A 26,309-nucleotide genomic window follows, 5' to 3' on the forward strand; every position below is an offset into this window, starting at 1 on the left:
AGTCCCTCTGTTGCAGCCGTAGGGAATCACGGCAAAAACCCAAAAGCCAGAGGGCTTTTTCAGCAGCCTGCTAGAGCATTTATTCTCCAGGTGGAGGCGCGAAAGGGACGAGCGTGCTGAAGGCACAGGTTGTCCTGCGGGGGGCCAGCCTGAATTTTGGGTGAACGACTCGAGCGCCCCTTGAGTTCAAGCAGGGTGAGTTTTCGAGTTTTCGATGAGATTAGGCGCAAGCAGATAGTTCGTGGTGGTCGGAAGTTGTCGCTTGGTGCTCCAAAATCGCATCATGAAGCACCGGCAACCATACGACCTTGTCAGGTCGTGCCGATGGTCCAAGCACCCTCTCGTTCTGTGTTATTTGCGATGAGAACGGCATCGAACATCGTCGTACCATGGTGAAGCATCCCTGGACGAACGGCCAGGTCGAGCTCATGAGGCGGACCATCAAGGACGCCACCGTCAAGCGCTTTCACTATGACGATTACGAACAGTTGCGCCGGCACCTCGACGACTTCATCGCCGCCTACAATTTCGGCCGCAGATACCCTCAAAGGCCTCACGTCCTATGAGTTCACCTGTGCGGCCTGGACAAAGGACCCGGGACGATTCAGGCCGAGCAAGATCCAGAAAATGTCGGGACTGATCACCTGCCCTCTGCATATTATTGAGGAGCGTCCGCTACAACACGATCACCTTCGCGCCAATCTTCACCCGTTCGTAAAGATCGATGACGTCGTCATTGGTCATCCGAAAACATCCCGAGGAGGAGGATCGGCCGACGCTTTCCGGTTCGTTCGAGCCGTGGATACGGTAGAGCGTGCTGCCGAGATAAATGGCGCGCGCGCCAAGCGGATTGTCAGGACCGCCGGCCATATGGGCCGGAAGCTCCGGGCGCCTGGCGCGCATGTCGGCCGGCGGCCGCCAGTCGGGCCAGGGGCGCTTGCCGCTCACCACTTCCGTCCCATGCCAGCCGTAGCCTTCGCGACCGACACCAACGCTGTAGCGCAACGCCTTGCCGTCCGGGACGATGTAGTAAAGCGCGTAATGGCCCGTATCGATGATGATCGTCCCGGGCACTTCCCGGGTCGGGTAGTCCACCAGGTGCCTCGGCACGAACGCGCCCGCATCCGGGTAGCCACGCACTCCCGGCGCATGACGCGGCGGGTAGGCTGGCGGCGACATCAGGAATTCGATATAGCCGCTGTCGATCCAGACCTTGCCGGACTTGCGGTCGAGGGCAGGCGGCGACGGCTGCTCCGCAGTCGCGTGGCCGGCCGTCAGCGTCAAGAGAAGGATGGGAAGCAGCAGCCACAGGCTCAGCCTCCCCAGCGGCAAATCCGGCATGTTCAGTCTCCTCGGACGTTCTGGGCGTTCAAATCAGACCATTGGCCACCAGGGCATTGGCGACCTCCTGGAACAGCCGGTCGGGAACCGGCGCTCCGATCGGCGTCTTGCCGAGCTCGGCGGCGAGCCTCGCGTCGGCCATGAAGGGGATCCCCCGGCCTCTCGCCTCGGCCCTCATCGACGCGGCCGCCGCAGCGAAGCCGCGACAGACGACGATCGGCACCGGCGTTTCGCCGCGGACATAGCGGATGCCGACCGAGACCGCGCCGTCCTCGCCGATCAGGAGCACGGCGCTCGAAAGCCCCGTCCTCGTGGTGCCAAGGAGACGGGCCAGCTTGCGGCGCTCCTGCCTGATCATGGGGTCGCCTTCGGCGTCCTTGTGTTCGCGCTTGCTTTCCGAGCGGGTCATCCGCATTTCGCGCATGAACAGCCAGCGCTGCAGGAAGATATCGACCACGCCCATGACGACGAAAGCCGCGATCGCGATGGCGGCGGTGGTTTTCAGCATCGAGAGCGAGGTCGCGTGCAGGCAGGCAAAGCCGCATGTCGGCGCCTGGAACAGCGCTCCGAGCCCCGCATAGAAGACGATGGAGAAGGCGACGGAGAGCGCTGCGATCTTGAACAGCGCCTTGCCGAAGTCGACGACGCTTTTCAGCGACACGATCCGCTTCAGCCCGGATGCCGGATTGATGCGGTTGAAATCCGGCTCGAGCGGCTTGGCCGAGAAGACGAAGCCCTTGGTGATCGCGACATTGGTGGCGAGAATGGCGATGACCGTGATCCCGAGGATCGGCAGCACCGTCGTCCAAAGCGCATCGGCGGCAATGGTGCTCAGCCGGTACCAGACATCGGCGAAGGGGCGCGCGTGGATCTGCGACGCCTCATCGAGGAGCAGGCCGATCTTCACCTGCAGATGCGGCGCCACATAGAAGAGAAAGAGAGTGGAGAACAGGACGACGATGCCCGAGACCATGTCCGGGCTGTGCAGCACCTGGCCCTTCCGCCGCGCATCCCGGATCTTCTTGTCCGAGGCGGGAAGCGTCTTCTCCTCGCTGGTTTCGCTCATGTGACGCCGTCATCCCTGGAGGACGCCAGAAGACCGATCTGCTGGGCACGCCTGGCGACGTCCGGGATCGAGCGCAGCTTCGCGGCCTTCGCCAGGATCTGGTTCTTTTGCTTCGAGGACATGTCGGGGACCGGGACGGAGCGCGCCTTCTCCGTCTCGCCGGCCATGGTCAGGACGATCAGGTAGTTGACGAAATGCCGCCTCTCGGCGAGCGGCGAGCCGACGACGCCGGTCATATGCGTCACCGCTCCGCTCAGATTGTTCGAAAGCGCCTCGGCGAGCGCGAGATTGGTCGTGGTGTCGAGGTTCGCGGGCTGCAGCGACAGGGCCTTCGAAAAGGCGCCCTCCGCCGCGCCGCCGTTGCCGCTGAAGACGAGCGCCGTGCCGAGCCGGTTATAGGCCGCGACCGAATTCAGCGCCTCGGCGGCCGGGGCCAGGCTTCGCGCCGCCGCCTCCGCCTCGCCCTTCTGCAACTGGGCGGTCCCGAGCCCAAGCAATGCATTCGGGTCCTTGGGGTCTATCGCCAATGCGGCGCGAAAGGCTTCCTCGGCCCCCTCGGCGTCGCCGGCCTTCAGCCGCGCATTGCCGAGCCGCACGCGCATCGACGCGTCGTTCGGCGCGTTGACCGCGGCTCGCTCGTAAAGCGCCAGTGCCGTCGCGCTCTCACCCTTCGCTTCGATGCTTTCGGCGATGCTCAACAGCTTCGTCTGGGCGTTCGCCGACTTGTCCTTCTCCTTGTCGGCGGAAACGGTGGTGCAGGCAGAAAGCGCGATGAGCGCCACAAGAGCGCCGATCCCCCGCCCGAGGACATGCCGGCGACGGCCGCACTTCAGGAACGACACCCTCTTCATTCTACCCCCGTCTCGTTGGCCGCGTTGCGGCGCCGGCGCCCTTCGTCGCCATAGCCGTCGACATAGTCCTTCGCGGCCCGGGCAACCGGAGCCGCCATCGCCGGGCCCATGTCGCGGCCTCTGATCAGATGCCGCTGATCCGCCGCCATGAGCTGCAGGTTGAGATTGTTGGCGCAACCGGGCGGTAGATAGAGCGGCTGCTCGGCGGTATCGGGCGTGATGCATGCATCCGGCACCAGCACCTGGGCGGCGCCGGTGTCGTAGCCCTTGCGAACGAGCCCGCCTTGCGCCGGCGGAGCGCCGTGCATCGAGAGATAGCTGTAATTGGCGGAATAGGGCTGCGGATGGGAGCCGCTGCAACCCGCCGAGGCGATGACCAGCGCGACGATCGACGCGGCCCGGATCCTTGCCGATCCCGAAGAAAGATCATTCCACATAGAAGCCGTATCCCTTGTTGACCGCCGGCTTCGCCTTCCTGCGCGGCGAGGTGATGGCGCCGGCGGGGCTGTCCAGCGGCGTTTTCATGCTTCGCTCGGAGGTGGGCGAGACGAGGTACGGGGTGATCAGGATGACGAGTTCCGTCTCGTTGCGCTGGAACCGCTTCGACTTGAACAATTCGCCGAGGATCGGCACGTCGCCGACCACGGGCGTCTTGTTCAGCGTCTGCGATTCCTGCCGCTGGAACAGGCCGGCGATCGCAAAGGTCTGGCCGCTGCCGACCTCGACGGTCGTATCCGCCCGGCGGATGCGCAGCGACGGCACCACCAGCCCGCCGATCGAGACGACGCTGTCCTGCGAGACGCTGCTGACCTCGGGCCGCACCTGCAGCGCGATGCGGTTGTTCGGCAGCAGCGTCGGCGTGAACTGGAGCGAGACACCGAACTGCTTGTATTCGATGCCGATCTGGTCGTCGCCGACCGGCACAGGCACGGGGATCTCGCCGCCCGCGAGGAAGCTCGCGGTCTGGCCGGTGACGGCGGTGATATTGGGCTCGGCGAGGATCGTCAGGATGCCGTTCGCCTGCAGCGCGTCGAGCAGCACATTGACGTTCACATGGTCGCCGCGCGCGCCGATGGTGATGCCGGTATCGTCCTCATTGCTGGCGCCGCCGGTGCGGACGATGCCGAAGGAGAAGGAGCCGCTGTTGACGAAGACGCTCCAGTCGATGCCGAAGCGCGTCAGCTCGTTGCGGGCGACTTCGGCGAAGCGGACGCGGATATTGACCTGGTTCGGCCCGGCGATCGTCGTGTTGTTGAGCGGCGGCTTGTCCGGGGTCGAATAGCTCTGGAGCACATTCTCCATGTCCATCGCCTCGCCGACGTTGCGCGCCTGGCCGGTGCCGACATATTGCCCGCCGAAAAGGCTGATATCGACCCGGGTGGTCGGCTGCAGCGCCAGCGCCGACTGTTCCGCCGCCCTGGGGTTGCCGCTGACGCGGACCTGCACCGTGCCGCGCGTCATCTGGTCGGCGCTGAGCGCGATCAGGTTGGTGTCGCCGGTCTTCGTCGCGTAGATATAGACGACGCCGGGCGAGACGACGCGCACGTCGGCGATCGCGGTGTCGGCGAGAAACACCGATTCGACCGGTTCGTCGAAACGCAGGATCGTGCCTTCCCCGACGGTGAGTTCCAGGACCTGGCCGTTAATGGCGTCGACCTTCACCTGCGCATCAGCCGACCGCAGCGAAGCGTGGACCGCCAGCGCAGCCGTCAAGATAAACAGAAAGACTTTCCCCGCCTGGACAAAGCGAAGGCTTCGAAAAACTAGCATCCCACTCCCTATTCGTTCCCCTCACCCCGCGCCCCCGCGCAGGCGAAAAATGGCTGTTCCCGTTGTCGATTTCCGCAGCGCTCATCCGCGCCCGGCTCCTGCAATTTCCGGCGCTCCGCCGACCGGAAGCGCGATGTAGCCGAGGCATTGGACGCTGAACTCCGCAGAGATTTCCTGATAGGAGAGAACCGCGACATTGACGTCGTGGCGCATCAGGAGATTCCGGACCGGCCGGCGGATGTCCCCGGACGTCAGGATCGCAATGCGCGACCCGGCCTCCGCCTTTTCCCGGCGCTTCCTGAGTTCCTCGACAATGGGCGCCGCGAGACGCTCCGGAACGCCGAGACCGGTATTGTTCTCGACCGCCGACCTCAGCTCGTCTTCAAAAGGCCTCGTCAGGAGATAGGCCGAAACGATCCGGTTGCCGTCGGCAAGGCGGAAGCAGATCTGTCGTCCGAGGCCCGCCCGCACGCCGTCGGCGAGCGCCTGCAGGCTCTGGGCGTGCGGCGCGCGCTCGGCAATGGTCTGGAGGATGATGCGCATATTGGTGATCGGGACATCTTCCTCGATCAGCCGGCGAAGCACGTCGGCGAGCTTCTGCACCGACACCACGTCCAGGACATCCTTGATGAGATCGCCGAAGCTCTCTTCCAGCCGCCCGAGGAGCGCGCGCACTTCGTGGGCGTCGATGAAGTCCGGCGCATAGCGGCGCAGGACGCGCTCGAGGAGCGTCGCCACCACATCGGCCGGCTCGCAATAGCCGACGCCGGCGGCGTCGAGGGCGGCCGCATGGGACCGTTCGATCCAGACGAGCTTCAGGCCCATGAGGTCCGGCTGCCTCACATAGGGTATCGCCATGATGTCGAGATCGACGGTTTCGTCCCAGACCATGAGGTGATCGACGAGCAGCGCGCCCTCGACGACGGGGACACCCTCGAAGTCGATGCGGAACTCGGCCGGCGCCAGCCGCGCATCGGCGCGCCAGCCGATCGCGGGAACGCGAAGGCCGAGATCGGCGAGGATCGCTTCGGCCAGCCCCTCCGCCCGCTCGGCGAACAGCGGCTGCGGCAGGCGTTCGGCGAGCGCCTCGCCCATCGTCAGCACGATCCTCTCCGCCGCTCCGGCATGCGTCGAGGAAGCACCGGGGAGATTGCCCGCTATATGGTCGACCACGCGTCCGCCGGCGGAGACCGGACGGGGCACATCGCGCCGGGGCGAAGCCGTCCCGGCGACGTCCTCGGCGGCCTTGCGATTGCGGGCTCTATAGGCGAGCAGGCCGGCGAGAGCGGCGAGCGCCCAGAAGACGACGAGCGGAAAGCCGGGAACCAGCCCGAAAGCGAAAAGGATCGCCGCCGCCAGCGCCAGCGCGCGGTCGCTCGCGCCGAGCTGGCCGATGATCTCCGAGCTCAGATCCTGCGGGCGGGCGCCGGAGGGAACGCGCGTCACCACGGCGCCGGCCGCGACCGCCATCATCAGCGCCGGAATCTGGGAAATCAGCCCGTCGCCGACGGTCAGCAGCGAATAGGTATGCGCCGCCTCGCCGACCGTGAGCCCGCGCTTGAGCGACCCGATGGTGAGGCCGCCGATGAGGTTGATCGCGATGATGATCAATCCGGCCACCGCGTCGCCCTTGACGAATTTCATCGCGCCGTCCATGGCGCCGTAGAAATGGCTCTCGCGTTCGAGGTCGTCGCGTCTGCGGCGCGCCTCCTGCTGGTCGATGTCGCCGCTGCGGGCTTCGTTGTCGATGCTCATCTGCTTGCCCGGCATCGCATCGAGCGCGAAGCGTGCCCCGACCTCGGCGACCCGCTCGGCCCCCTTGGTGATGACGACGAACTGGGCGACCGTGATGATCAGGAAGACGATGAGCCCGACGAGCACGTCGCCGCCGACGACGAAGGAGCCGAAGGCCGCGACGATCTGCCCGGCATCCGCCTCGGTCAGGATCAGCCGCGTCGTGGTGATCGCCAGCGCCAGCCGGAAGAGCGTTCCGAGCAGGATGATCGACGGCAGCGAGGAGAGCTGCACCGGGCTCGACACATAGAGCGCGCCGACGAGGATGAGCAGGCTGTAGAAGAAGTTGAAGCCGATCAGCACGTCGACGAGCAGGGTCGGCATCGGGATGATCATCATGGTGATCGCGAGCATCACCACGGCGGCGACGACGATGTCCGAGCGCCGCGATGCCGCCCGCGCGAACTGGTTGACGGTGGCGATCGCGCTCATTCGGCCGCCCTCGCCTGGAGATAGGCCTTGAATGCATCGCGCGCGCGGTCCTCCTGGCCGCGCAGCCAATGCGCCTTGCTCCTCAGCCGCGCAACGGCGGGATCGCCCGCTTCGGAAATGTCCTCAATGCGATCGATTGCGGCGATCGCACGCGTTGCGGCGTCGGTCTCGACGAATGCCTCGGCCAGCGAATGCAGCACCGCGACGTTCTCCGGCGCCATCCTGGCCGCAAGGAGAAGGAATACCAGGCCGCGCTCGTGATGGCCGGCGCGACAGTAGAGCGAACCGAGCGCATGAAGGAATTCGAGGCTGTCCGCGTGCCGCTCGGTCAACTGCTTTGCGCCTGCATGAGACGGTGCTGGAGATCGCGCCGGCTTTCGATCTCGTCGTTGAGCATCGATGCGGTGAGCTTGGCGATGTCCTCGTCGAGATCCAGTCCGGGCAACACCTCCTGGACGATGTAGGTCAGGATCTCCTGCGATCGCGACAGGTCGAACAGGGTGGCGTTCGAAAGCCTTGCCCGTTCGGCGCCGCCGGCGCGCACGTTGCCGGTCGGCGTCTTGCGGCGGGTCTGGCGAAGCGATTGCAGCAGCCGGGCGTCGAACTCCTCGGATTGCGCGCGCTGAGCCGCATCCGGTCGCAACGACAGCGCGCTCGACTGGCCGCGGTTGCGAATGTCGTTCCGGCGGATCTCGGTGCTCATCCTGGCTCACCCCTTCTCGCCGCGCGTCAGAAGCGGAGGACGAATTCTTCACCCTGCCGGGCCGCCGTCAGGCTGCCGTCGCGGATGTCCTTGATGTACCAGCCGTCCTCGAGGGCGGCGCCCCTGTAGAGACGCGCGCCGTCGGCGCTGATCGCGTAGGGCGTCTCGCCGAACCAGACGGCCTGGAGATTGAATTTCGGCGCCGCCTTCGAAACCGCCTCGGCCACCTCGCTCGTCAGCACGTAACTGGTGCCGTAGGACCGGTCGAACCAGGCCTGGACCTCGCCCCAGGCCTTGCGCGCCCGGTCGTCGACGGCGCCGGAAACGGAAAGCCGCGTTCCGTCGGCTGCGATCTTGAGATCGGCCAATCCGGCCTCGTGAAGCCGCGCCGCGAGTGCCTCCGAGACGGCCTGCGGCGAGGGCGCTGCGGAGGGAATGGTTGCGGTCGTCATCGCCGTTACGTCGAGGGAGGCCGTCGAAAACTGGTGGTCGAGGTCCGCCACGCCGGCCTGGACGGCCGCGATGGTGAGAAGCGAGAAGGCCACCACGCCGCCGAGCATCCAGCTGGTGCGCGAGGATTTCTCCGCCTTGCGGGCGGCCGCCGGCCGCGCCAGCCGGGAAAGGCTGAGGGTCGCGCCGCCGAGCGTTACGGTCACGGGCGTCGGCACCTGCAGCCCGTGACCGACCGGAACGGTCGTCTCATCCACCATGAGATCGGCGCCGACCGCCTCGATCATCACCTCGGATCCCGCGAACTGCAGACGCATGTGATGCACGGACACGTCGCGATCGCTCAGCATCAGGTCGCAATCGGCACCGGACCCGATGAGATAGGCGCCTTTCTCCAGGGGGAGCGAGACGCCGCTGTGAACGCCCCTCAAGACGTCGAGCGTCAGGGGCGCGGGAGGATTTCTCAAGACCAGATTGGATGCCATGGAACCATCACCCCGCTCGCCGGATAGCAAAGACGCCGATGCCGCGCTGAAGGCACGGCCCGGTTCAAGTCAGGAACTTTTGAAAGAAGGCGAAGGGCGGCGCCGGCCGCCCTTCGCTTGGGGCTTAGCCGTTCGGACGCTGCTTGGCGGCGTCGAGGGCGACCTTCTTCTCGGTCGTGATCTTGGTGATTTCGGCAGACTTCTCGATAGCCTTGTCGAAGGCCTCGGTCATCGTCTTGATCGAATTGTCCGAAGTCTGCGTACCGCCTACACCGGAAACAGCCATTGTCTTCTCCTTGAGAAATTCGGGCCGGTCAGGGCAAGCCCCGGCGCCGGCATACAGTTCTTTTCGAGTCGACCACCCCAGTTCTGGGGCGGTGCAATGGTTAAGGTTGAAGCCGGAAAATGACAATTTGCAAGGGCATCACATAATATTTCACTATGTAATATTGCGTGAATATAAACGATTAAATTGCGCCGGCGATCGTCACGAAACCGTCATTCTTCGTAACGAACCACCACGTTTCCAATGGTTTTAAGACTATGCTTGTTTAGCATCCGGCGTTGCTTGGATTTTTGCCGAACCTCGAGTTGCGCCGGCCGATTTACTGTTATAGCTTTCGGCCCTCGATGCGAACAGCCGGAACGTTTGACATGAAGAACGTCATGCCTGCGGGGAGATTCTGTATGTTTGCTATCGCTATATTAGCGTCCACATGTCCCGCCGCGGCGGGGACCGCGCGCTGGTACGACAGCCGATACAGCTATGTGTTGATCAACCAGGATGTGCGCGACGCGCTCATGGAGTTCGGCCGCAATCTCTCGATTCCGGTGATCCTGTCCGACAAGATCCGCGGCCAGGTCCGCGGCGAGATCCGCTCTGAAACGGCGGGCGGCTTCCTCGACAGGCTGACGCAGGGAAACGGCCTCATCTGGTACTTCGACGGCTCGGTCCTGCACGTCAATACGAGCGACGAGTTCTCGACCCAGATCATCAATATCGGCAGGGCGAATGGCGGCGCGGTGATCGACGAGATCGAGAGGCTCGGCCTCATGGACGAGCGCTTCTCGGTACGAGCCACCGCCAACGCCCCGGCGCTGCGCGTCTCGGGCCCGCCGCCCTTCATCGCCATGGTTAAGCAGGTCGTCGCATCGGTTCAGCCGCCGCCGGCGACGCAGATGGACGATCCGCGGGTCAGGATCTTCCGCGGCGGCCAACACGACGAGGTCGCGGACGATCTAACCGGCAAGGACCGCAGGACGGCCGCCAATTCCAACACGAACGCCACTTCAGCAGGAGAGTGAAAAGATGACCGGATCGGTAACCGCGACCGCGCAGACCGGCCAGCCACCGGCTGCGGACCCCTCCCAGGCCAAGTTCGAGGAAGCGCTGCAGCAGGCCGTCGCCAGCGGCGGCAGCCAGCTGATCGGCCAGGAAATGATGAAGATCGCCCAGGAAGTGCTGAACGAAGCCTTGTCCGATGAAGAGTAAGCCCCTTCATTGCCAACAGGAGACGCAACCATGACGGTTGTCCCACCAGTCGAGACCGCGACGCTGCCGATGTCCCCTGCCGCGCAGGAGCCGGTCTCGGTCGCGACACAGAACCTGTTCGAGCATTCAGCGCTGAACGCCAACACGCTGCCGCACGGCGCGAGCCCGGCGGATCTCGGGCGAACGATCGTCGACAATCTCCAGGGCTTTGTCGAACGCGCCGGCAAATTCGCCAATGGCAGCACGCTCCTTCCCCAACCCGGCGACGCGCCGACATCGCAGTCCTTTGCGCCGAACGCGGTTGGCGCCGAAACGAGTGTCACGCGGACGCCGGACAGCGCGGCCGGACGCTTGGTCGAGGCATTGGGCCGCATCTTCGATCATGCGATCGAGACGCAGATGGTCGTTCGCGCCCCGACGCAATTCACCAGCGCGACGATGACGCTCACCAAAGGTCAATGACGGTCTTGCGGCGTCCCTCATCACTGGCCTCCTCACCGGCCTCGTCACTGGCGCGCGGGTTGCTGCTCGCATCCATGGTCCTGACGCTCGCCTCCTGCAGCGTCGACCTCTACACCAATCTCGACGAGCGCGAGGCGAATGAAATGGTCGCGACGCTGCTGTCGAGGGGCATTGCGGCGGGCCGCGTCGTGCAGAAGGACGGTAAGCTGACGGTTACGGTCGACGAGGATCAGTTCTCGCAGGCCGTGACCGTGCTCAACATGGCCGGCCTGCCCAAGGAGAAATTCGCGACGCTCGGCACCGTGTTCCAGCAGGAGGGCCTCGTCGCCTCGCCGGTGCAGGAACGCGCGCAGATGATCTATGCGCTGAGCGAGGAGCTTTCCCGCACCGTTTCCGAAATCGACGGCGTCCTGTCGGCCCGCGTCCATGTCGTCCTTCCCGACAACGACCCGCTGCAGCGCAACGCCATTCCCGCTTCCGCCTCGGTCTTCATCCGCCACGAGGCCGATCTCGACGTCAATCCGCTGATCCCGCGGATCAAGACACTGGTCGCCAACAGCATATCGGGGCTGACCTACGAGAAGGTCTCGGTGGTGCCCGTCGCGAGCCAGCGCACCAGCGAGCCGGTCGCCGCGGCCGAGCTCACCTCCTTTCTGGGGATATGGATGTTGCCCGCGAGCGTCGCCAAGGCGCGATTGATCTTCGGCTGCCTTGCGGGCGCCCTCGCCGCCGCGATCGGCTGCCTCGGCTATCTGGCATGGCGGAGGAAGAGCCGGCGGCGAAAGGTCTTTCCGCTGCAACCCTATGGTCCGGCAAAATGACGGAACCCTCGCCGACAGCAAGGGCTGCGGGCGCGGGTCCGCAAGGCGCCGATCCAGAGGGCTTCTGGGCGCTTTTCCGGACGGCTCCTGCGCGGCTCGTCCACCCGCGCCATATCGTTCATGCCTATGACGAGGCGATCTCCATCGAGGCGGCGGCGCGGCTGCAGCAATCGGACCGGGTGCAGCGGCCGCTCGCAAGGCTGCTCCGCGACAAGTACCGGCTTCCGGACGCCGGCGCCTGTGCGCCTCCGCACGCGGCCGACCTCGCACTCCTCGACCTCCCCCGCGAGCGGGTCGATGAAGTTTGCCGCCTCGCCGGCGCCGTGTTCTGGAGCCATGTGCTCGCCGGCGAAATTCGCAGCCGCGCGGTCGCCGAGATGAAGGCGCGGATCGGCGATCTCGTCTTCCAGCGCGCCGTCCACAATCGCGACCTCGCCTCCGGCCGTCAGCCGCCGGGCGACCTCGACGCCCTGATGCGGGCGATCGACGCGGATGGGCGGAAATGCTGGGCGAGCTGGCAGGCCTCCCTGCGGCAGCCGCTCGCGGCTTGGCTGCGGCTGAGGGACGAGGCCGACCAAGACGGCGCGTTTTCACAGGCCGACGATGCGGAGCGCGGCGCCGCGATCGTCAGGCGCGTCGCGGCAGCGAGCGAGGTCGGATGAACGAGATTCCCGCGAGCCCGACCAGGAAAATTCTGCGGCAGGCGGAAGCCGAGCATTGGCTCGAAGGCTTCGCTTTCCTCGAGGCGGCAAAAGCCCAGGCGGAGCGTGAGCTCGCAAAGGTCCGCGACGTCATCGAGGAGAGCAGGCGCGAGGGCTACGAGGCCGGCCGGATCGACGGAGAGCGCCAGGCCGCGGCGCTCCTCGTGAAGACCACGGCCGACGTCAATCGCTATATGGCCGGGCTCGACCGGCAGATTGCCGAACTCAGCCTGGCGGTCGTCGAAAAGCTGCTCGGCCGCTTCGATGAGGCCGAACTCGTCGCCCGCCTGGCGCAGCAGGCACTGCAGTCGTTCCAGCATGAGCGCGACGTGACGATCACCGTCGCTCCCGCGCTTGCCGAGCGCGTCGCCGAACTGGTGAGCCGGCACAACACCAACGACATGCTGAAGATTGCGGTCCTCCCCGATCCGCGGCTCGACGGCAGCAAATGCGTCCTCGCCAACGCCGTGGCGGTCGTCGACGCTGGCCTCGACACCCAGCTCTCGGTGATACGCGACGCGCTTCTCGGCCTTCAGTCCACCCGCTCGGGTTCAGCGGCATGAACGAGCATCTGTTGACCGACCCCGGCGATCTCATCCGCCGCCTGCGCGAGCGGGCGCTCGCAAGCGAAACGCGGCGGGTCCATGGCCGCGTCCGCAGGATAACCGGCATCATCGTCCACGCGACCGCACCGATGGTCAGGATCGGCGAACTCTGCCACCTCAGGGATCCGGTTTCCGGCGCGACCGTGCCGGCGGAGGTCGTCGGCTTCGAGGACGAGGAAGCGGTGCTGACGCCGATCGGCGATCTCGACGGCATGTCGACGCGCGCCGAGGTCATCGCCACCGGCAGGACCCTGCAGATCCCGGTCTCGGACGACCTGCTCGGCCGCGTTCTCAATCCCCTGGGCGAGGCGCTGAACTTCTTTGAAGAGAGTGCCGTCCCGGTCGCCAGCGACACTTACTACCCGACGCACCGGTCGCCGCCGAATGCGCTGCGACGCGACCTGATCAGCGAGCCGCTGCAACTCGGGATCCGGGCGATCGACGGGTTGCTGACGGTGGCGCGCGGCCAGCGCATCGGCATTTTCGGCGAGCCGGGCGTCGGCAAATCCTCGCTGCTTTCCGCCATCGTCCGCGGCACGAAGGCGGACGTCATCGTCATCGGCCTCATCGGAGAGCGCGGCCGCGAGGTGCGGGAGTTCATCGAAGGCCAGCTCGGCGAGGAAGGCCGCCGGCGTTCGGTCGTCGTCGTCGCGACCTCCGACCGGCCGGCGATCGAACGGGTGAAGGCGGCCTATGCCGCGACCGCGATCGCAGAATATTTCCGCGATCAGCGCCGCGATGTTCTCCTGTTGATGGACAGCGTCACGCGGTTTGCCCGTGCGCAGCGGGAAATCGGCCTTGCCGCCGGCGAGCCACCGACCCGCCGCGGCTATCCGCCGTCGCTCTTCGCCGCCCTGCCGCGGCTGCTCGAGCGCGCCGGCCCCGGGCAAGGCGGCTCGATCACCGCCCTCTATACGGTGCTGACCGAAGGCGACGGCACGCTCGATCCGGTCGCCGAAGAGACGAAGGCGATCCTCGACGGCCACATCATGCTGAGTTCCGCCCTCGCCGAGCGCAACTTCTTCCCGGCGATCGACGTCCTGAAAAGTCGCAGCCGGCTGATGGAGACGGTCGCCGGCACGGCGCACCGGGAGCACGCCGCCCACATCCGCACCCTACTCGCCCGCTACGAGGAGATCGAACTCCTGCTCCGGGTCGGCGAATACGAACGCGGCGCCGACGCCCTTGCCGATGAAGCGATCGACAAGCGCGGCGCCATCGAGGCTTTCCTCCGCCAGTCGGGCGCGGAATATTCCTCGCTCGAAGAGACCCTTGGCCGATTGGCGAGGCTGGCCGCATGACCCGGAAAAGCGATTTGCGGCAGCTCGTCGAATTGAGAGCGATGCGGATGCGGCGGGCGCAGGAACAGGCCCAGCGCCAGCACAACCGCCACGACCGTAGCGCCGAGGCGCTGCGCGCCGCAAAGGCCGAGAGCCTCGTCCGCGAGGAACAGCGAAGGCGGGAGGAGGAGGCGCTCTATTCGAGCCTCGCCGAAGGGCCGGCGGATCCTCGCGCGCTCGAACGCTATCGCGGTGCCCTATCCAATCTCGATCATCGCGCCCGCGCGCTGGAGGAGCATGTCCGCGAGGCGGAGCGCCGCGAAAGGCAGGAGGCCCGCAAAAGGGAAGAGCTCGCAGCCGAGTATCGGCGCAAAGAGAAACTGCACGACCGGATCCAGGTCCTCGCCGCGGAGAGGCGACGCGAGGCGGCGAAGCGCGCCGACCTCGTCAACGAGGCCGAGGACGAGGAGGCGATCCGTCCGAAGGGCAGGAAGCGGTAGAAGATGGGTATCTCGACGCAAACGGAGCCCGGCGCCGCAATGCGCTCTCTTGCCGAGGACGCCTCCTGGCTCCCGGAGGTGAAGGCGGACCATGTCGAGCTCACCAATCTGCTCGCCGCGATCCGGGTCGCATTCCGGCTCTCGCTGCCCTCCGCCGATATTCGAGTGGCGCCGGCAAAGAGCGCGGGGGGCGTGCCCGAGCCGGTCGAGCTCGCCTTCTTCATCGGCACCGCGCCCGGACGTTGGCTCCTGCCCGCGGCCGCCCTCGACGGGCTGTCCGCGGCACTCGGCGTGCGGGGGCGCCTTGGCAGCCTCAGCACTCTCCAGCGCAACATCCTCCTCGAGGAAGCTCTCGCCGCTTCGCTGGAAGAGCTCGAGGCGCGTATCGGCGAGCCGCTCCGGATGGGGCCGCCGGATGAGGCGGACTGTCCGATCAGGCTCGCCTGGACGATCGATGGCGGCGATCTTCCGCTCGCTGCCGAGCTTCATCTGAGCGCCCCGGCGGCCTTGAAGGTCGGCAAGGCCTTCAACACGAGGAAACGCATTTCGAACGCCTTCACGGACAATCTCGTCCAGCCGATCGAGCTCCGCGCCGGCACGCAGCACCTGACCCTTGGCGAGCTCAAGAGTCTTCGCCCCGGCGACGTCGTCATGTGCCAGCAATCCTCCGCCGACGCGCCCTTCGCCGTGGTCGGCGGTCACCTCATCGCCGCGCTCGGCCGGAGCGAAGCCGGCCTCGTCTTCGCCTCCGGCTGGCAGCCGCTGAAAGAAAGTTGGGGATATTCCATGTCAAAGCAGGAAACGCCTTCGTCCGAAGAGCTGGAGCCGCTCGCCGAGCTGCCGATCGAGCTCGTCTTCGAGGTCGGCCGTGCCGAATTTCCGCTGAAGGAGATCGCCAGGATGGGCGAAGGGACGGTCCTTCACGCAAGTCCGAGCCTTTTCAGTCCCGTCAACATCCTCGCCAATGGGCGGCTCGTCGGCAAGGGCGAGTTGATCCGGATCGGCGAAGGCCTCGGCGTGCGCGTGGTGCGGCTTTCGACCGATGGGTGAGACGAGCAATCTCATCCCGATCATCATCATCGTCTCGACGATCGGGCTCATCCCGCTCGCGGTGGTGACGATGACCGGGTTCCTGAAGATCTCGATCGTCCTGTTCCTGATCCGCAACGCGCTCGGCATCCAGCAATCGCCGCCCAATCTGGTGCTCTACGGCGTGGCGCTGATCCTGACCGTCTACGTGACGACGCCGCTCGTCGGCGAGATGTACAGGACGCTCTCGAGCGAGCAGGTCGACGTGCAGTCGATGGACAGCATGGTGCGGGCGGCCGACCAGCTCCGGGCGCCCTTGCAGGCGCACCTCACCCGCTACACGGACGACAACGAGCGCCAGTTCTTCCTGCAGGCGACGGAGCGCATCTGGTCCGAGGAAGCGCGCGCCTCGGTCAAGACCGACAGCCTCCTGATCCTCGTTCCGGCCTTCGTCAGCTCGGAGCTGACCCGCGCCTTCGAGATCGGCTTCCTGCTCTACCTGCCGTTCCTGGTCATCGACCTCATCGTCTCGACCGTGCTGATGGCAATGGGGATGATGATGGTCTCGCCGACGCTGATCTCCATCCCGCTGAAGATATTCCTCTTCGTCGCGGTCAACGGCTGGTCGCGGCTGATGCACGGCCTGATCCTGAGCTACGGGTAGTAGGCATGGATCAGACCGCCTTCCTCGCCCAGATGCAGACGGCGATGCTCACCGTGCTGATCGCCTCGGCCCCTGCCCTTGCCATTGCGATCGTCATCGGCATCACTGTCGGCCTCATCCAGGCGCTGACCCAGATCCAGGACCAGACGCTGCCGCAGGCGGTCAAGCTGGTGGCGGTGATGTTGGCGCTCGTCGTGCTCGGGCCGGTGCTTGCCGTGCAGGTCGCCAATTTCGCCAGCAACACGCTCGACATCTTCCCGGCCTTGACGCGCTAGGGTGGCTCAGTGGACGTCCTCGCCGCCAGTCAATCGCTGTTCGATGCCATCTATCCGGTGCTCGCCGGCACCGCGGTCGCCATGGCCCGGGCGCTCGGCATGATCGTCATCACGCCGGCCTTCGTCCGGCTCGGCCTCACCGGACTGATCCGCTCGGGCGTGGCAATCGCCATCGCCCTGCCGCTGATACCGAGCTTCACGGCAACGCTCGCAGAGGGCCAGAGCTTTTCGACCGTGGTGATGACCGGCCTCATCCTGAAGGAAGTCATTCTCGGCGTCATCATCGGCGCGGTCCTCGGCATTCCCTTCTGGGCCGCCGAAGTCGCCGGCGATCTCGTCGACCTGCAGCGGGGCTCGACGTCGGCACAGCTCGTCGATCCGCTGCAGGCGACGGAAACCAGCATCGCCGGGACCTTCTTCGTCCTGGCGCTCGTCGCCCTGTTCTTCAAATCCGGCGGATTTTCCCTTCTCGCCGACACCTATTATCGAAGCTACGAGATCTGGCCCGTCACCAGCTTTGCGCCGGCGCTCGGTTCCGGCGCCGGCGAGGCCGCCCTCGCCATCCTGGATCGGGTCATGCAGATCGGCGTTCTGCTGATCGCGCCGATCGTGCTGGCGCTGCTCATCGCCGACCTGATGCTTGCCTATCTCTCGCGCATGTCGCCGCAGCTCCACGTCTTCGATCTATCGCTGGCGGTCAAGAACCTACTCTTCGCGATCCTGATCGTTCTCTATCTCAACTATCTGCTGCAATACATGGTTGCGGATTTCGCCCTACTGAGAGAGGCGCCCGCGATGCTGCGCGGTCTCCTTGCGCCGGCCGCGCGATAAAGCCGTCGCTGCGACTCCGAAACTGCTCCCCTGTCATCAAACCATCAAGCAGGCCGGCCATAGTGGCTCGCGCGCAATCGCGCAATGTCTTGATTTGAGAGATCATTCTTCGCTTTCCGCGCCTTTCCGCCGGACGTTCAGCGATCGCGTGCCGAATAGAGCCAAGGAGACCCCATGTCCTATCGCATCGATATCGACGGCAGGAACCGCTACGACGCAACCGGGGAGCGCGCCACCGCCGTCTCCGAAGTGCAACGGCGGTTCTTCGTCGAGCAGATCAACCGGGCCGTGCGCGAACGGGCAGAGGCCGGCGGCCCGAAGACGATCGATCCGCTCACGGAAAAGGCGATCGTCGTCGAGAAGGGCGACAGTCTTTGGGCTATCGCCCAGGAGAACCACGTCAGCCTCGACGATCTCAGGGCCGCCAACCGGATCAAGATGACGGCGAACTCGGCGGCGATCGACCCCAATGACGTGGTGATCGTGCCGCTCACCTCGCCCGAAGTCGTCGCGCAAGGCCCCGTCGACGGCAAGGACGTGCCCCAGGGCGAGGCAGCGTTCATCGATGATCTTTATGGCCGCGGCAACAAGCTCGCCCATGCCGACGACCCTTCGAAAGTCGACTATGCCACCGAAGGCCGGGACATGCAGCGCGACGTCGGGGCCTATCTCGACAACCTGCCGAAGGCGGAGCGACAGGCCGCAGCCCTCAGGCTGATGAACAGCGACCGGCTGGACGCCGGCCCCGCCGGCAATGCGGTCAAGGCGGCGATCGAGGAGCGCGGCCTGAAGACCGACGAGGAAGCCGTGATAGCGGACGATATCTACGACCGCGGCAACCGCATCCAATATTCCGACGATCCGAAGATCGATTATCAGGCAAGGACCGGCGAGATCGCCAGTGACGTCAGGCGATATGTCGTGAGACTTCCCGAGAAAAAGCGAGCCGAGACGCTGCAGCGCCTTTACGACCGCGACTGGACGGATGCGGCGCCCGCCCGGACGGCGATCGAGGACACGGCGAAGGCGCTGAATATCGGCTTGCGCCCCTCGACGCATGCCGGCGCCGACACCGAAGCAAAGGCACGCGACATCATCGACACGGCGAACGCCGCCGGCGGACCCGACGAGGCATTCCGCAAGCTCTCTGCGGGCTTTGGCTCGGCGACGCCGGAGGTGCAGCGCGTGCTGCTGCGCTCCGAGGACGCGAAGGCCCTGATCGACCGGGCTGCGAACTTTGCATCGAAGCCGCTCGCCGACTATCAACCGGAACGGGCTTCGAGCGACCAGGGCGACGCCGCGACGACGATGGGCAATCTCGAACGGCTGACCGCCGGCGCCGATCCGCGGTTGGCGGTTGACCTCCTCTCTTCCGCCATGCCGACGATCGAAACGGCAAACAGGAGGAGGCAGGAAAAGGTCGGCGGCAACCTGATCGGCATGAACGGCCAGGCGGACATGATGACGATCATCGACCGCATCGGCGGCAGCCCGGGTGCTGAGCGGATCGTCGCGCGCTTCGCCGCGCTCGGCGGCTATCACCCGAACGCCATCCCCGTGGCGATCAGCAACGGCTCCCGCCTCGACTATCCGATCGCCGTCGCGACCAGGAGTGCGGTCGGCTCCCCCGATTTCGTTGTCGAGAACATCGTTCCAAACGTGAAGCAATATGCCGCCGGCACGGTCAACCAGGAGGTCATCGCCTATTCGGCGCATATGCAGGAGCTGCAGTGGCTGGTCTCCAACCACGGCGGGACGATGACGCCCGAGCAGCTCACCAAAGCGATCGAAGACTACAAGAAGGACAAGGGCCCTCAGTGGGCGGAGACCGAAAGGCGGCTCGAAGACAACATCGCCGCGAGCGGCGAGAACTTGCTGCAGCAACTGACGGCGCTCGGCAACCTGCCGCCGGAACTGGCGGCGCAGCGGCCGGCCGTCGACAATGAGATCGGCAAGGTCCTGTCGGACGAAAAGCCCGCGATGGCCGTCGAGATCGCGATGAAGAAGAACCCCGCGCTGCTCGACAGCCCGGCGGTGCTGAACCTGATGGGCCACCAGGCGCGGCTGACCGACCGCGGCCGCAAGCTCGCCGAGGAGGCGACGACCCAGGTCATCCGCCGCAAGGTCCTGCCCTCCTTCGCCGAGCTGCAGTCCGGCGGCCCGGCGGCGCTCGAGAGGGCCAAGGCCAGCCTGGAGGAGCTCAAAGACGGCAAGCTCTCGCGGATGCTCGGCATTCCCGGGTCAGACATGGATCGGGCGATCGGCGCGGTCGGCAGGTCCCTGCCCGAGCCGGGCGAGACGGTCGAGCAATCCCGGGCAAAGATGGCCACCCTCGACGCCGACCTGAACGAGCTCAAGGGCTCGAGCGGCGTCCGGTCCTTTGCTAACACCACCGGTCCCGGCCAGATGCTGCGCCTGATCGGCGTTGCTGCCACAGGGGCGAGCATCGCCAACTCCGCGACCCTTGCACAGAGCAACCCGACGCTCAGAAACAATCTCAAAGTGGTGATCGACGCGGTCGGGCTCGGACAGCGCACGGTCGAGATCCTCGGCGGCATGGATCGCCTCAGCGCCGACTCCGCGGCCGTCAAGCATTTCGGCAGCAGCAGCCGGCCGGCCGTCAAGTTTCTCGGGGCGCTGAGTGGCGGCTTCGATGCCTGGATGGCCGTCGATTATTTCAGGGCTGGCGACCCGCTGATGGGCAGCCTTTCGGCCGCGGCCGCCGGCGGCACCGTCATGGCCGCACTCGGGACCGGCACGATGTTCGGGCCGGCCGGGCTCGTCATCGTCGGGGCTGCCGTGATCGGCCAGATGATCGTTGCCGACACGCGGGACTCCAACACATACATGACCGAGACCTCGAAGCGCTTCCTCGCCCATTCCGGCCTCGACGAAGCCGCCGCCGGGGCGCTCGTCGACCAGAGCGGCGATGGCCACAGCCCGGTGCCCATCCTCGCCAGATATGCGGAACTGAAGGGCTATCGCCTCGAGCGGCCGGCCGACCGGCAGAAATTCATCGACTGGTTGAACGGCCTTCCGAACGGAGGGCTGGAGAAACTGCGCGACAACCTGCACCGTACACTCGACACGTTCGGCGGCGACCCGGCTAAATTGTCGGCGACCGCCGGCTCGGACGAAAGCTACACGGATTCGCAGCGTTTGAACGAGCGCTACGTCAGCGGCCAGGTCTACATACCGAGTTTGGCCGACAGGATCAGAAACGGCGATGCCGCTCCTGCCTCGGCAAGACAGATCGACGTGGTCCTAGCGGAATTGGGAATTCCGATGGCTTGATGCACCGTTCCTTCGGGATCAAGGGCGCCGCCAGCCGGACGGCACCCTTGAGGCAATATGACGGTCACTGGTGCATTTGCTGCGCCAGCACGACGTCGGGCAGCGTCGCCGGCGCATCGGTCTGGCGACGCCTGCTCACCCAGTTCCAGCCGGCCCAGAGCGCCAGCGCGACAAGGGGAATTGAGGCGACGGTGTAGGTGCCGTTCGGGTAGTCGAGCGCCATCAGCACCAGGACGCCGAACAGGAAGGCGAGCGTCAGCCACGAGGTGACCGGCGCACCCGGCATCTTGAACGACACGTCCTCCACCTCGCCGCGGGCAACGGCGCGGCGAAAGGCCATCTGGCAGACGACGATGAAGCCCCAGGTGCTGAGGATGCCGAGCGAGGCGACGTTGAGGACGATCTCGAAGACATGCGCGGGGACGAGATAGTTGAGGAGGACGCCGACGACGTAGATCGCGAGCGTCACGAGGATGCCGACATGCGGCACGGCCTGGGCATTCATCCTTGCGAGCGACGCCGGAGCGGAGCCGCCCTGCGCCAGCGAGCGCAATACGCGGCCCGTGGAGTAGAGCCCGGAATTGAGGCTCGACAGCGCTGCGGTCAGCACGACGATGTTCATCACCGTACCGATGCCGGGAATGCCGAGCGCGCCGAAGAAGGTCACGAACGGGCTCTCGCCGGCCTTGTAGGCCGTCCAGGGCAGCAGGCAGACGAGCAGCACGACCGAGCCGACATAGAAGAGCGCGATGCGCCAGATCACGCTGTTGATGGCGCGCGGCAGGATGGCCTTGGCGTCCGAGCACTCCCCGGCCGCCGTGCCGACCAGCTCGACGCCGGCGAAGGCGAAGACGACGCCCTGCACGAGCACCAGCGCCGGCAGCAGGCCGTTCGGGAAGAGACCGCCATTCTCGCTGATCAGATGCAGGCCCGTGGCGCTGCCGGCGACATCCATTCCGCTTCCGAGGAAGAACGTGCCGACGGCGAGGAAGAGCAAGATCGCCGCGACCTTGATGAGCGCGAACCAGAACTCCATCTCGGCGAACCACTTGACGCCGACGAGGTTCATCGACCCGACGATCAACAGCGCGCCCAGTGCCGAGACCCATTGCGGCAGGTCGGCAAAGACGTCCCAGTAATGCATGTAGAGGGCGACGGCGGTGATATCGACGATGCCGGTCATCGCCCAGTTGAGGAAATACATCCAGCCGGCGACAAAGGAAGCCTTCTCGCCGAGGAACTCACGGGCATAGGAGACGAAACTGCCGCTGCTCGGCCGGTGCAGCACCAGTTCGCCGAGCGCGCGCAGGATCAGGAAGGAAAAGGCGCCGCAGACGAGATAGACGATCGCCAGCGACGGGCCGGCCGCCTGCAGCCGGGCGCCGGCGCCGAGAAACAGGCCCGTACCGATCGCCCCGCCGATCGCGATCATCTGTACCTGGCGATTGCCGAGCGCCTTGTGATAGTCGGCCTCATGGGACTCCAGCCAGCTTCGCTTGTCGGCGACGGCGGTCCGATCGTCCGGTCGCGGCTTTTCCATGACAGTCATCAGAGCTCTTTCCTCCTGCTGAATTGCCGAGCCGCCCTTCCAGCGCCGCTTCCAGCGCGACAGACATGGCGACCCAGGGGCGCGCCGCTGGAACCAGCGGCGCGCGGGTTGTCCTCGTTTTGTGGATCTGACAGCGCGGCAGCGGCGTTCGATCGCAGGCCGGCGCCGCCCATCAGCGTGGAGCCGATGGGCGATCAGGGGCATCCTTATTCGAGATAGCCCTTCCTTCTGAGCCACGCCTTCAACCCCTCGGTGCTGCGCGGCTCGACGTATGAGGCATAGGCATTTTCATGCATCAGCGTCCCGTCCGAGGGGCGGTACCACAAGGGATCGTCGCCCGGCAGCCGCGCATCCTCTGCCGAAACCTTCTTCTGCGGCATCCACCATTGATTGCCGTCCCAATACATCGTCGTGGCGGAATCCTCGTAGCGCTTGCGCTCGGCGTTGTAGGTCACCGTCGGATAGTCCTTCAGGTCCACCTTCGCCGGATCGGCCGGCAGCTTGAGATATTTCAGGTCGTCCTGCGTCTCCGGCAGCTTGCCGTTCTTGTCCGCCGTCATGTCGCGAATGGTCTCGGACAATTCGGTGGCCTGCTCCGGCGTCATGCGATTGAAGATCTGCCCGAGACGCGCCCGCGTATAGCCCTCGGCTCCATAGGTCCCGCTCAGGACCGAGCCGGCGCTGCGGGTTCCCTCGTCGCCGCCCATCAGATGTTCGTCACCCGGGAAGACCGTCTGCAGGATGCCCATGACCCCCTCGTCGAGAAGATCGTTGTGCTCCGCCAGGGCCTCGGCGACCTTGCGGTCCTTGACGCCGAACATCACCTGGATCGCATCCGCATCCGCCTTGTCATAGGTATGGGCGGCATTATAGGCGCTGCGGCCCTGGACAATGCCGGCGCCGGCGAGCTGCAGCACCGCGGCGACACCCGATATCTTCAACGGCCCGAGCCGGTTCATGAGGCGAACCAGCCCGTTGTTCGCCGCTTTCGCTTCGAGCGCACCGGTCCCGCCGGCGACCGCGAACATCGCATCGCTGACGGTCGCGATGCCGTAGCCGGTTGCCTTGACGCCGTCAGCCTTGTCCCCGACGATCCAGCCCGTGCCCTGCATGATGGCGTTGCTCAAGTCCGCTCCCACATAGAGGGCGTCGATGCCACCGCCGCGGAGGAAGTGCCCCGAGTTCAACACTCCGCTCCACGCCTTCTTCTGGCTTGCCGAGAGGCTGCTGTTGTTGACGCGCTCCTTGAGCGCATCGATCTTCGCTTCCGCAGTCGTCGGCTTTTTGGCATCGTCGCCGAGGAGTATGCTGTCCGGGAGCGGCTTCAGTGCGCCCTTGGCGGCCGAGACCAGCATCATCGTGTGCGGCAGGTAATAGACCATGTCGTCCCCGGTCGTGCCGAGCGAGTCGAGGTTGCGACCGAACAGAACCGCACTGCCGGCACCGGAGAGCCGCTCGACGGCAGTCGTGCCGACCTTGAGCCCCTTCATCTGCTGCATCTGGGTTCTTTCGGCATCGGTCGGCTGCACCCTTCCGGCGACGATGTCCCTGAGGCGGCCCTCGCCGATCTTTTCCTTGACGTTGTCGACGAACTTCTGGAGGTCGGGATTTTTGTCAGGGGCCTTGCCGTCGATGTATTTCATGACGGCATCGACTTCGGCCTTGCTGAACTTGCCGCCGCCATTCTGAATGACCGCTGCCATCCGGTTCTCCGCCAGCGCCGTGTGGATATCGCCGACGCGGCCCTTCAGCGTCTCGGTGACGGCGAAGGTTGCGAGCGCCCGCGCCGAGCGCTCGACCCAGATCGTGCCGGTGGCATTCGGATCGGCGCCCTTCTCCACATTGGCATAGGGATCCGGACCCTCGTTCTTCGGCATGTCCGGCAGGCCCTTCAGCGCCTCGCTGATCGACTTCGATTTCGTCATCATGATGCCGGTACCGAACAGCGAGGGTATCGGCGCATCGGTCTTGAGGCCGTCGACCTTGCTAAGCGGCGTCTCATAGATCTTGAGGGCGAGGTCGATGCTCTCCTGCTGCTCCCAGAGCCGCTGGCGGACCTCGCCTTCCTTCACCAGCTCCTTGGATTTCTGCTTGTTCTCGGGGCTTAAGTTGTCGATCGCCTCCATGTCGCGGGCGAGCTGCGCCGCGCCCGACAGCGGGTCGTCGGACTTGGCACCGTTCCAGCCGGAGAGGCCGTGATAGAGCTCGTTGTAGAGCGTGGTGATCTTCTCGTCTTGGGCCTTCGAGACGTTGCCGAAATTCTCGATGCTGCGGCGGATCGCCCATTGGGCATCGGAGTTCTGCGCGAGATAGTCGTTGTAGCCGAGCTCGCCCTTTGCCTTCAGCTCGTCGCGCTTCTCAGTTCCGAGCTCTGCCGTGCGGGCCGCGATCGCGGTCAACAGCGCCGTGCCGCCGCCCTTGACGTCCTCGCTGCTCAAAATGCTGAAAATCCGCTGATGCGAAAGCACGTTGTTGCCGGGCAGCTCGGTGTTCATCTTGTCGACGAGACGATCGGCGATGTGGTCGACGACCTCCTTGCCAGCACCGGCTTTCTTGCCGTCGCCATAGAGAATGTTCTGCGAGGCGACCGCGAGGTCCTGCAGCGCCTTGATCTTCGACTTGGTGTCGCCCTTGCTTCCCGAGGCGGCGATGCTGTCGATCGACTGGTCGATCATCTTGCGCACGCGGGGATCCGATGCGACCAGCGCGCCGCTCGACTGGTCGAGCAGCTTCTTGATGTCTCCCGCCGCCTTGCCGGAGGTATCGAAACTCGGAAGCGCATGGGCCGGGTCGGTCGTCTCGCTCAGCTTGGCGAGAAACTTCTCTGCCCCCTCGACGCCGCCCTTTCCATAGGCGCTCTCGAGGTCGCGGACGTGACGGTCGACGCGTATCTCCTGCAGCGCTTCCTTGATCCCCGCCTTCAAGGCGGCGCCGTATTTCTCCGGGTCGCCGGCCGTGTAACCCGCATAGATCGAGGCGCGGTTCGTCAGCGCCGTGACCTGCGCCCCCTCTTCGCCGCCGGCGGCAAGGGCAACATCGACGAGCTGCTTCCTGGTCTCCCTGGTGACCGCGTCATAGTCCTTCTTGTCGCCGAGGCTGGCGATGCGTCCGAGCTGATCGTCGGTCTTGCCGTCGGCCTTCCATTCCTTCTCCTTCATGTCGCGCACCTGATTGAGCGCGTCCATGAAGATCGGATCGTCCGGCGCCCGCTCGGCGATCGGCCGGATGAGGTCGCTCACCTCGCCGGCATCGAGCTTCTTGTCATTGTTCTTGTCGGTGCCGAATTTTGGCGTGCCCAGGCTCTCCGAGGCGAGGTCGACTTCCTGGGCGATGGCGACGACGAGATCGTCCTTTGCCCTGTCGCGTTCGCTTTCGCTCTTCGACTTGTCGCTTGCCGTGCGGAGCGCCGTGCGCTGCTTTTCCAGAAGATCCAGCCGTTCCGGGCTCAAGACGATGACGTCGTCCCCCTCTTCGAGCGCCTTGTCCGCCTCCTTCACCGCCGACGGCCGGTTGCCGAAGGCCTTTTTGTCGAGTTCCGGCGTTGCCGCCAACTGGTCGTTGAGCGCCTTGTTGTCCTTCGGGTCGACGCCCGCCTCCTCGTAGATGCGGAACGGCCAGAGCCCCGGTTCCACCTGGCGCTCGACAATGCCCGACGGACCGCCGTTCCACGGCAGCGCCGGCGGCGGATCGTTCTTCTTGCCCTTCTTGGCGGCCTGATCGGCGATCTGCTCGAACGGCTTCGTCGAGTCTGCACGGTCGGTGCGGTTGCGTGCGAAGAAATTGATCACAGACATCAGCTATTCCCTGCTCCGTTCTTTGAACTCGGATCGGCAAGATTGCCGAAGGATGCGGATCGCGAGGGGCGGCAGCGGCCGCCCTTCACGCGTGTGACGATCTGGGGATATTCGGCCTTC

At 65.5% G+C, this 26,309-nt stretch carries 25 protein-coding genes and 1 pseudogene; 14 read left to right on the plus strand and 12 right to left on the minus strand.

What is annotated here, in order from left to right:
- Positions 1–353 precede the first annotated feature (353 nt).
- A pseudogene (locus tag ATB98_RS03005) lies at positions 354–609 on the plus strand (integrase core domain-containing protein); the annotation flags it as partial.
- A 66-nt stretch (positions 610–675) separates the two neighbouring features.
- Here the strand turns inward: ATB98_RS03005 and ATB98_RS03010 are convergent.
- The 10 genes from ATB98_RS03010 to ATB98_RS29415 form a co-directional block, all read right to left on the minus strand.
- A complete protein-coding gene (locus ATB98_RS03010; RefSeq protein WP_066868803.1) occupies positions 676–1,341 on the minus strand; it encodes a L,D-transpeptidase in 666 nt (221 codons plus the stop codon).
- Positions 1,342–1,369: 28 nt separating this feature from the next.
- Positions 1,370–2,407 carry an EscU/YscU/HrcU family type III secretion system export apparatus switch protein gene (locus ATB98_RS03015; protein ID WP_066868806.1) on the minus strand — a complete coding sequence of 346 codons (1,038 nt, stop codon included), beginning with the start codon at positions 2,405–2,407 and terminating at the stop codon, positions 1,370–1,372.
- Positions 2,404–3,258 carry a tetratricopeptide repeat protein gene (locus ATB98_RS03020; RefSeq protein WP_066868809.1) on the minus strand — a complete coding sequence of 285 codons (855 nt, stop codon included), beginning with the start codon at positions 3,256–3,258 and terminating at the stop codon, positions 2,404–2,406. The genes ATB98_RS03015 and ATB98_RS03020 overlap by 4 nt, the downstream gene beginning before the upstream one ends.
- Positions 3,255–3,695, minus strand: a complete 441-nt coding sequence (locus tag ATB98_RS03025; RefSeq protein WP_066868812.1) for a hypothetical protein — start codon at positions 3,693–3,695, stop codon at positions 3,255–3,257. The genes ATB98_RS03020 and ATB98_RS03025 overlap by 4 nt, the downstream gene beginning before the upstream one ends.
- Positions 3,685–4,971, minus strand: a complete 1,287-nt coding sequence (locus ATB98_RS03030; RefSeq protein ID WP_234781856.1) for a type II and III secretion system protein family protein — start codon at positions 4,969–4,971, stop codon at positions 3,685–3,687. The genes ATB98_RS03025 and ATB98_RS03030 overlap by 11 nt, the downstream gene beginning before the upstream one ends.
- A 138-nt stretch (positions 4,972–5,109) precedes the next feature.
- Positions 5,110–7,254 carry a type III secretion system export apparatus subunit SctV gene (sctV, locus tag ATB98_RS03035; protein ID WP_066868818.1) on the minus strand — a complete coding sequence of 715 codons (2,145 nt, stop codon included), beginning with the start codon at positions 7,252–7,254 and terminating at the stop codon, positions 5,110–5,112.
- On the minus strand, positions 7,251–7,586 hold the full coding sequence (locus ATB98_RS03040) for a type III secretion protein (protein ID WP_066868821.1): 336 nt from the start codon (positions 7,584–7,586) through the stop codon (positions 7,251–7,253). Before ATB98_RS03040 ends, sctV begins: the two co-directional genes overlap by 4 nt.
- Positions 7,583–7,957, minus strand: coding sequence for a hypothetical protein (locus ATB98_RS03045; RefSeq protein WP_066868825.1), 375 nt, complete (start codon positions 7,955–7,957; stop codon positions 7,583–7,585). The genes ATB98_RS03040 and ATB98_RS03045 overlap by 4 nt, the downstream gene beginning before the upstream one ends.
- A 26-nt stretch (positions 7,958–7,983) precedes the next feature.
- Entirely contained in the window at positions 7,984–8,892 is a 909-nt protein-coding gene (locus ATB98_RS03050; protein WP_066868828.1) for a SctD/MshK family protein, read from the minus strand.
- Between the two features lie 124 nt (positions 8,893–9,016).
- The gene (locus ATB98_RS29415) at positions 9,017–9,178 is read right to left on the minus strand and encodes a hypothetical protein (RefSeq protein WP_015242601.1); all 162 of its coding nucleotides are present in this window, start codon (positions 9,176–9,178) and stop codon (positions 9,017–9,019) included.
- Between the two features lie 401 nt (positions 9,179–9,579).
- On the opposite strand from ATB98_RS29415, the gene ATB98_RS03055 reads away from it, so the two are divergent.
- The 13 genes from ATB98_RS03055 (at position 9,580) to ATB98_RS03115 (ending at position 20,846) form a co-directional block, all read left to right on the plus strand.
- The gene (locus ATB98_RS03055) at positions 9,580–10,197 is read left to right on the plus strand and encodes a type III secretion protein (protein WP_084435258.1); all 618 of its coding nucleotides are present in this window, start codon (positions 9,580–9,582) and stop codon (positions 10,195–10,197) included.
- A 4-nt stretch (positions 10,198–10,201) separates the two neighbouring features.
- Complete coding sequence (locus ATB98_RS03060; protein ID WP_066868834.1) at positions 10,202–10,384, plus strand: hypothetical protein; 183 nt, start codon at positions 10,202–10,204, stop codon at positions 10,382–10,384.
- Positions 10,385–10,414: 30 nt separating this feature from the next.
- On the plus strand, positions 10,415–10,846 hold the full coding sequence (locus tag ATB98_RS03065) for a hypothetical protein (protein WP_066868837.1): 432 nt from the start codon (positions 10,415–10,417) through the stop codon (positions 10,844–10,846).
- Between the two features lie 59 nt (positions 10,847–10,905).
- A complete protein-coding gene (gene sctJ / locus ATB98_RS03070; protein WP_234781857.1) occupies positions 10,906–11,667 on the plus strand; it encodes a type III secretion system inner membrane ring lipoprotein SctJ in 762 nt (253 codons plus the stop codon).
- Positions 11,664–12,329, plus strand: a complete 666-nt coding sequence (locus ATB98_RS03075; RefSeq protein WP_066868842.1) for a type III secretion protein — start codon at positions 11,664–11,666, stop codon at positions 12,327–12,329. The genes sctJ and ATB98_RS03075 overlap by 4 nt, the downstream gene beginning before the upstream one ends.
- Positions 12,326–12,931 (plus strand): type III secretion system stator protein SctL, encoded by a 606-nt coding sequence (gene sctL, locus ATB98_RS03080; RefSeq protein WP_066868845.1) that lies wholly within the window; start codon positions 12,326–12,328, stop codon positions 12,929–12,931. The genes ATB98_RS03075 and sctL overlap by 4 nt, the downstream gene beginning before the upstream one ends.
- On the plus strand, positions 12,928–14,274 hold the full coding sequence (locus ATB98_RS03085) for a FliI/YscN family ATPase (RefSeq protein ID WP_066868848.1): 1,347 nt from the start codon (positions 12,928–12,930) through the stop codon (positions 14,272–14,274). The genes sctL and ATB98_RS03085 overlap by 4 nt, the downstream gene beginning before the upstream one ends.
- Positions 14,271–14,753 carry a type III secretion system stalk subunit SctO gene (gene sctO / locus ATB98_RS03090; protein WP_066868851.1) on the plus strand — a complete coding sequence of 161 codons (483 nt, stop codon included), beginning with the start codon at positions 14,271–14,273 and terminating at the stop codon, positions 14,751–14,753. The genes ATB98_RS03085 and sctO overlap by 4 nt, the downstream gene beginning before the upstream one ends.
- A gap of 3 nt (positions 14,754–14,756) precedes the next feature.
- The gene (gene sctQ, locus ATB98_RS03095) at positions 14,757–15,803 is read left to right on the plus strand and encodes a type III secretion system cytoplasmic ring protein SctQ (RefSeq protein ID WP_066868854.1); all 1,047 of its coding nucleotides are present in this window, start codon (positions 14,757–14,759) and stop codon (positions 15,801–15,803) included.
- Positions 15,796–16,446 carry a type III secretion system export apparatus subunit SctR gene (sctR, locus tag ATB98_RS03100; protein ID WP_066868857.1) on the plus strand — a complete coding sequence of 217 codons (651 nt, stop codon included), beginning with the start codon at positions 15,796–15,798 and terminating at the stop codon, positions 16,444–16,446. Before sctQ ends, sctR begins: the two co-directional genes overlap by 8 nt.
- Positions 16,447–16,451: 5 nt before the next feature.
- A complete protein-coding gene (locus ATB98_RS03105; RefSeq protein ID WP_066868859.1) occupies positions 16,452–16,721 on the plus strand; it encodes an EscS/YscS/HrcS family type III secretion system export apparatus protein in 270 nt (89 codons plus the stop codon).
- 9 nt (positions 16,722–16,730) lie between these two features.
- A complete protein-coding gene (gene sctT, locus ATB98_RS03110; RefSeq protein WP_066868862.1) occupies positions 16,731–17,552 on the plus strand; it encodes a type III secretion system export apparatus subunit SctT in 822 nt (273 codons plus the stop codon).
- 174 nt (positions 17,553–17,726) lie between these two features.
- On the plus strand, positions 17,727–20,846 hold the full coding sequence (locus tag ATB98_RS03115; protein ID WP_066868865.1) for a LysM peptidoglycan-binding domain-containing protein: 3,120 nt from the start codon (positions 17,727–17,729) through the stop codon (positions 20,844–20,846).
- 64 nt (positions 20,847–20,910) lie between these two features.
- On the opposite strand, the gene ansP is transcribed toward ATB98_RS03115, so the two are convergent.
- Together ansP and ATB98_RS03125 are read right to left on the minus strand one after the other, a co-directional pair.
- Complete coding sequence (gene ansP / locus ATB98_RS03120) at positions 20,911–22,395, minus strand: L-asparagine permease (RefSeq protein WP_084435262.1); 1,485 nt, start codon at positions 22,393–22,395, stop codon at positions 20,911–20,913.
- Between the two features lie 206 nt (positions 22,396–22,601).
- Positions 22,602–26,189 carry a hypothetical protein gene (locus tag ATB98_RS03125; RefSeq protein ID WP_066868871.1) on the minus strand — a complete coding sequence of 1,196 codons (3,588 nt, stop codon included), beginning with the start codon at positions 26,187–26,189 and terminating at the stop codon, positions 22,602–22,604.
- Positions 26,190–26,309 lie beyond the last annotated feature (120 nt).

This window comes from Sinorhizobium saheli (genome assembly GCF_001651875.1).
GTDB lineage: Bacteria > Pseudomonadota > Alphaproteobacteria > Rhizobiales > Rhizobiaceae > Sinorhizobium > Sinorhizobium saheli.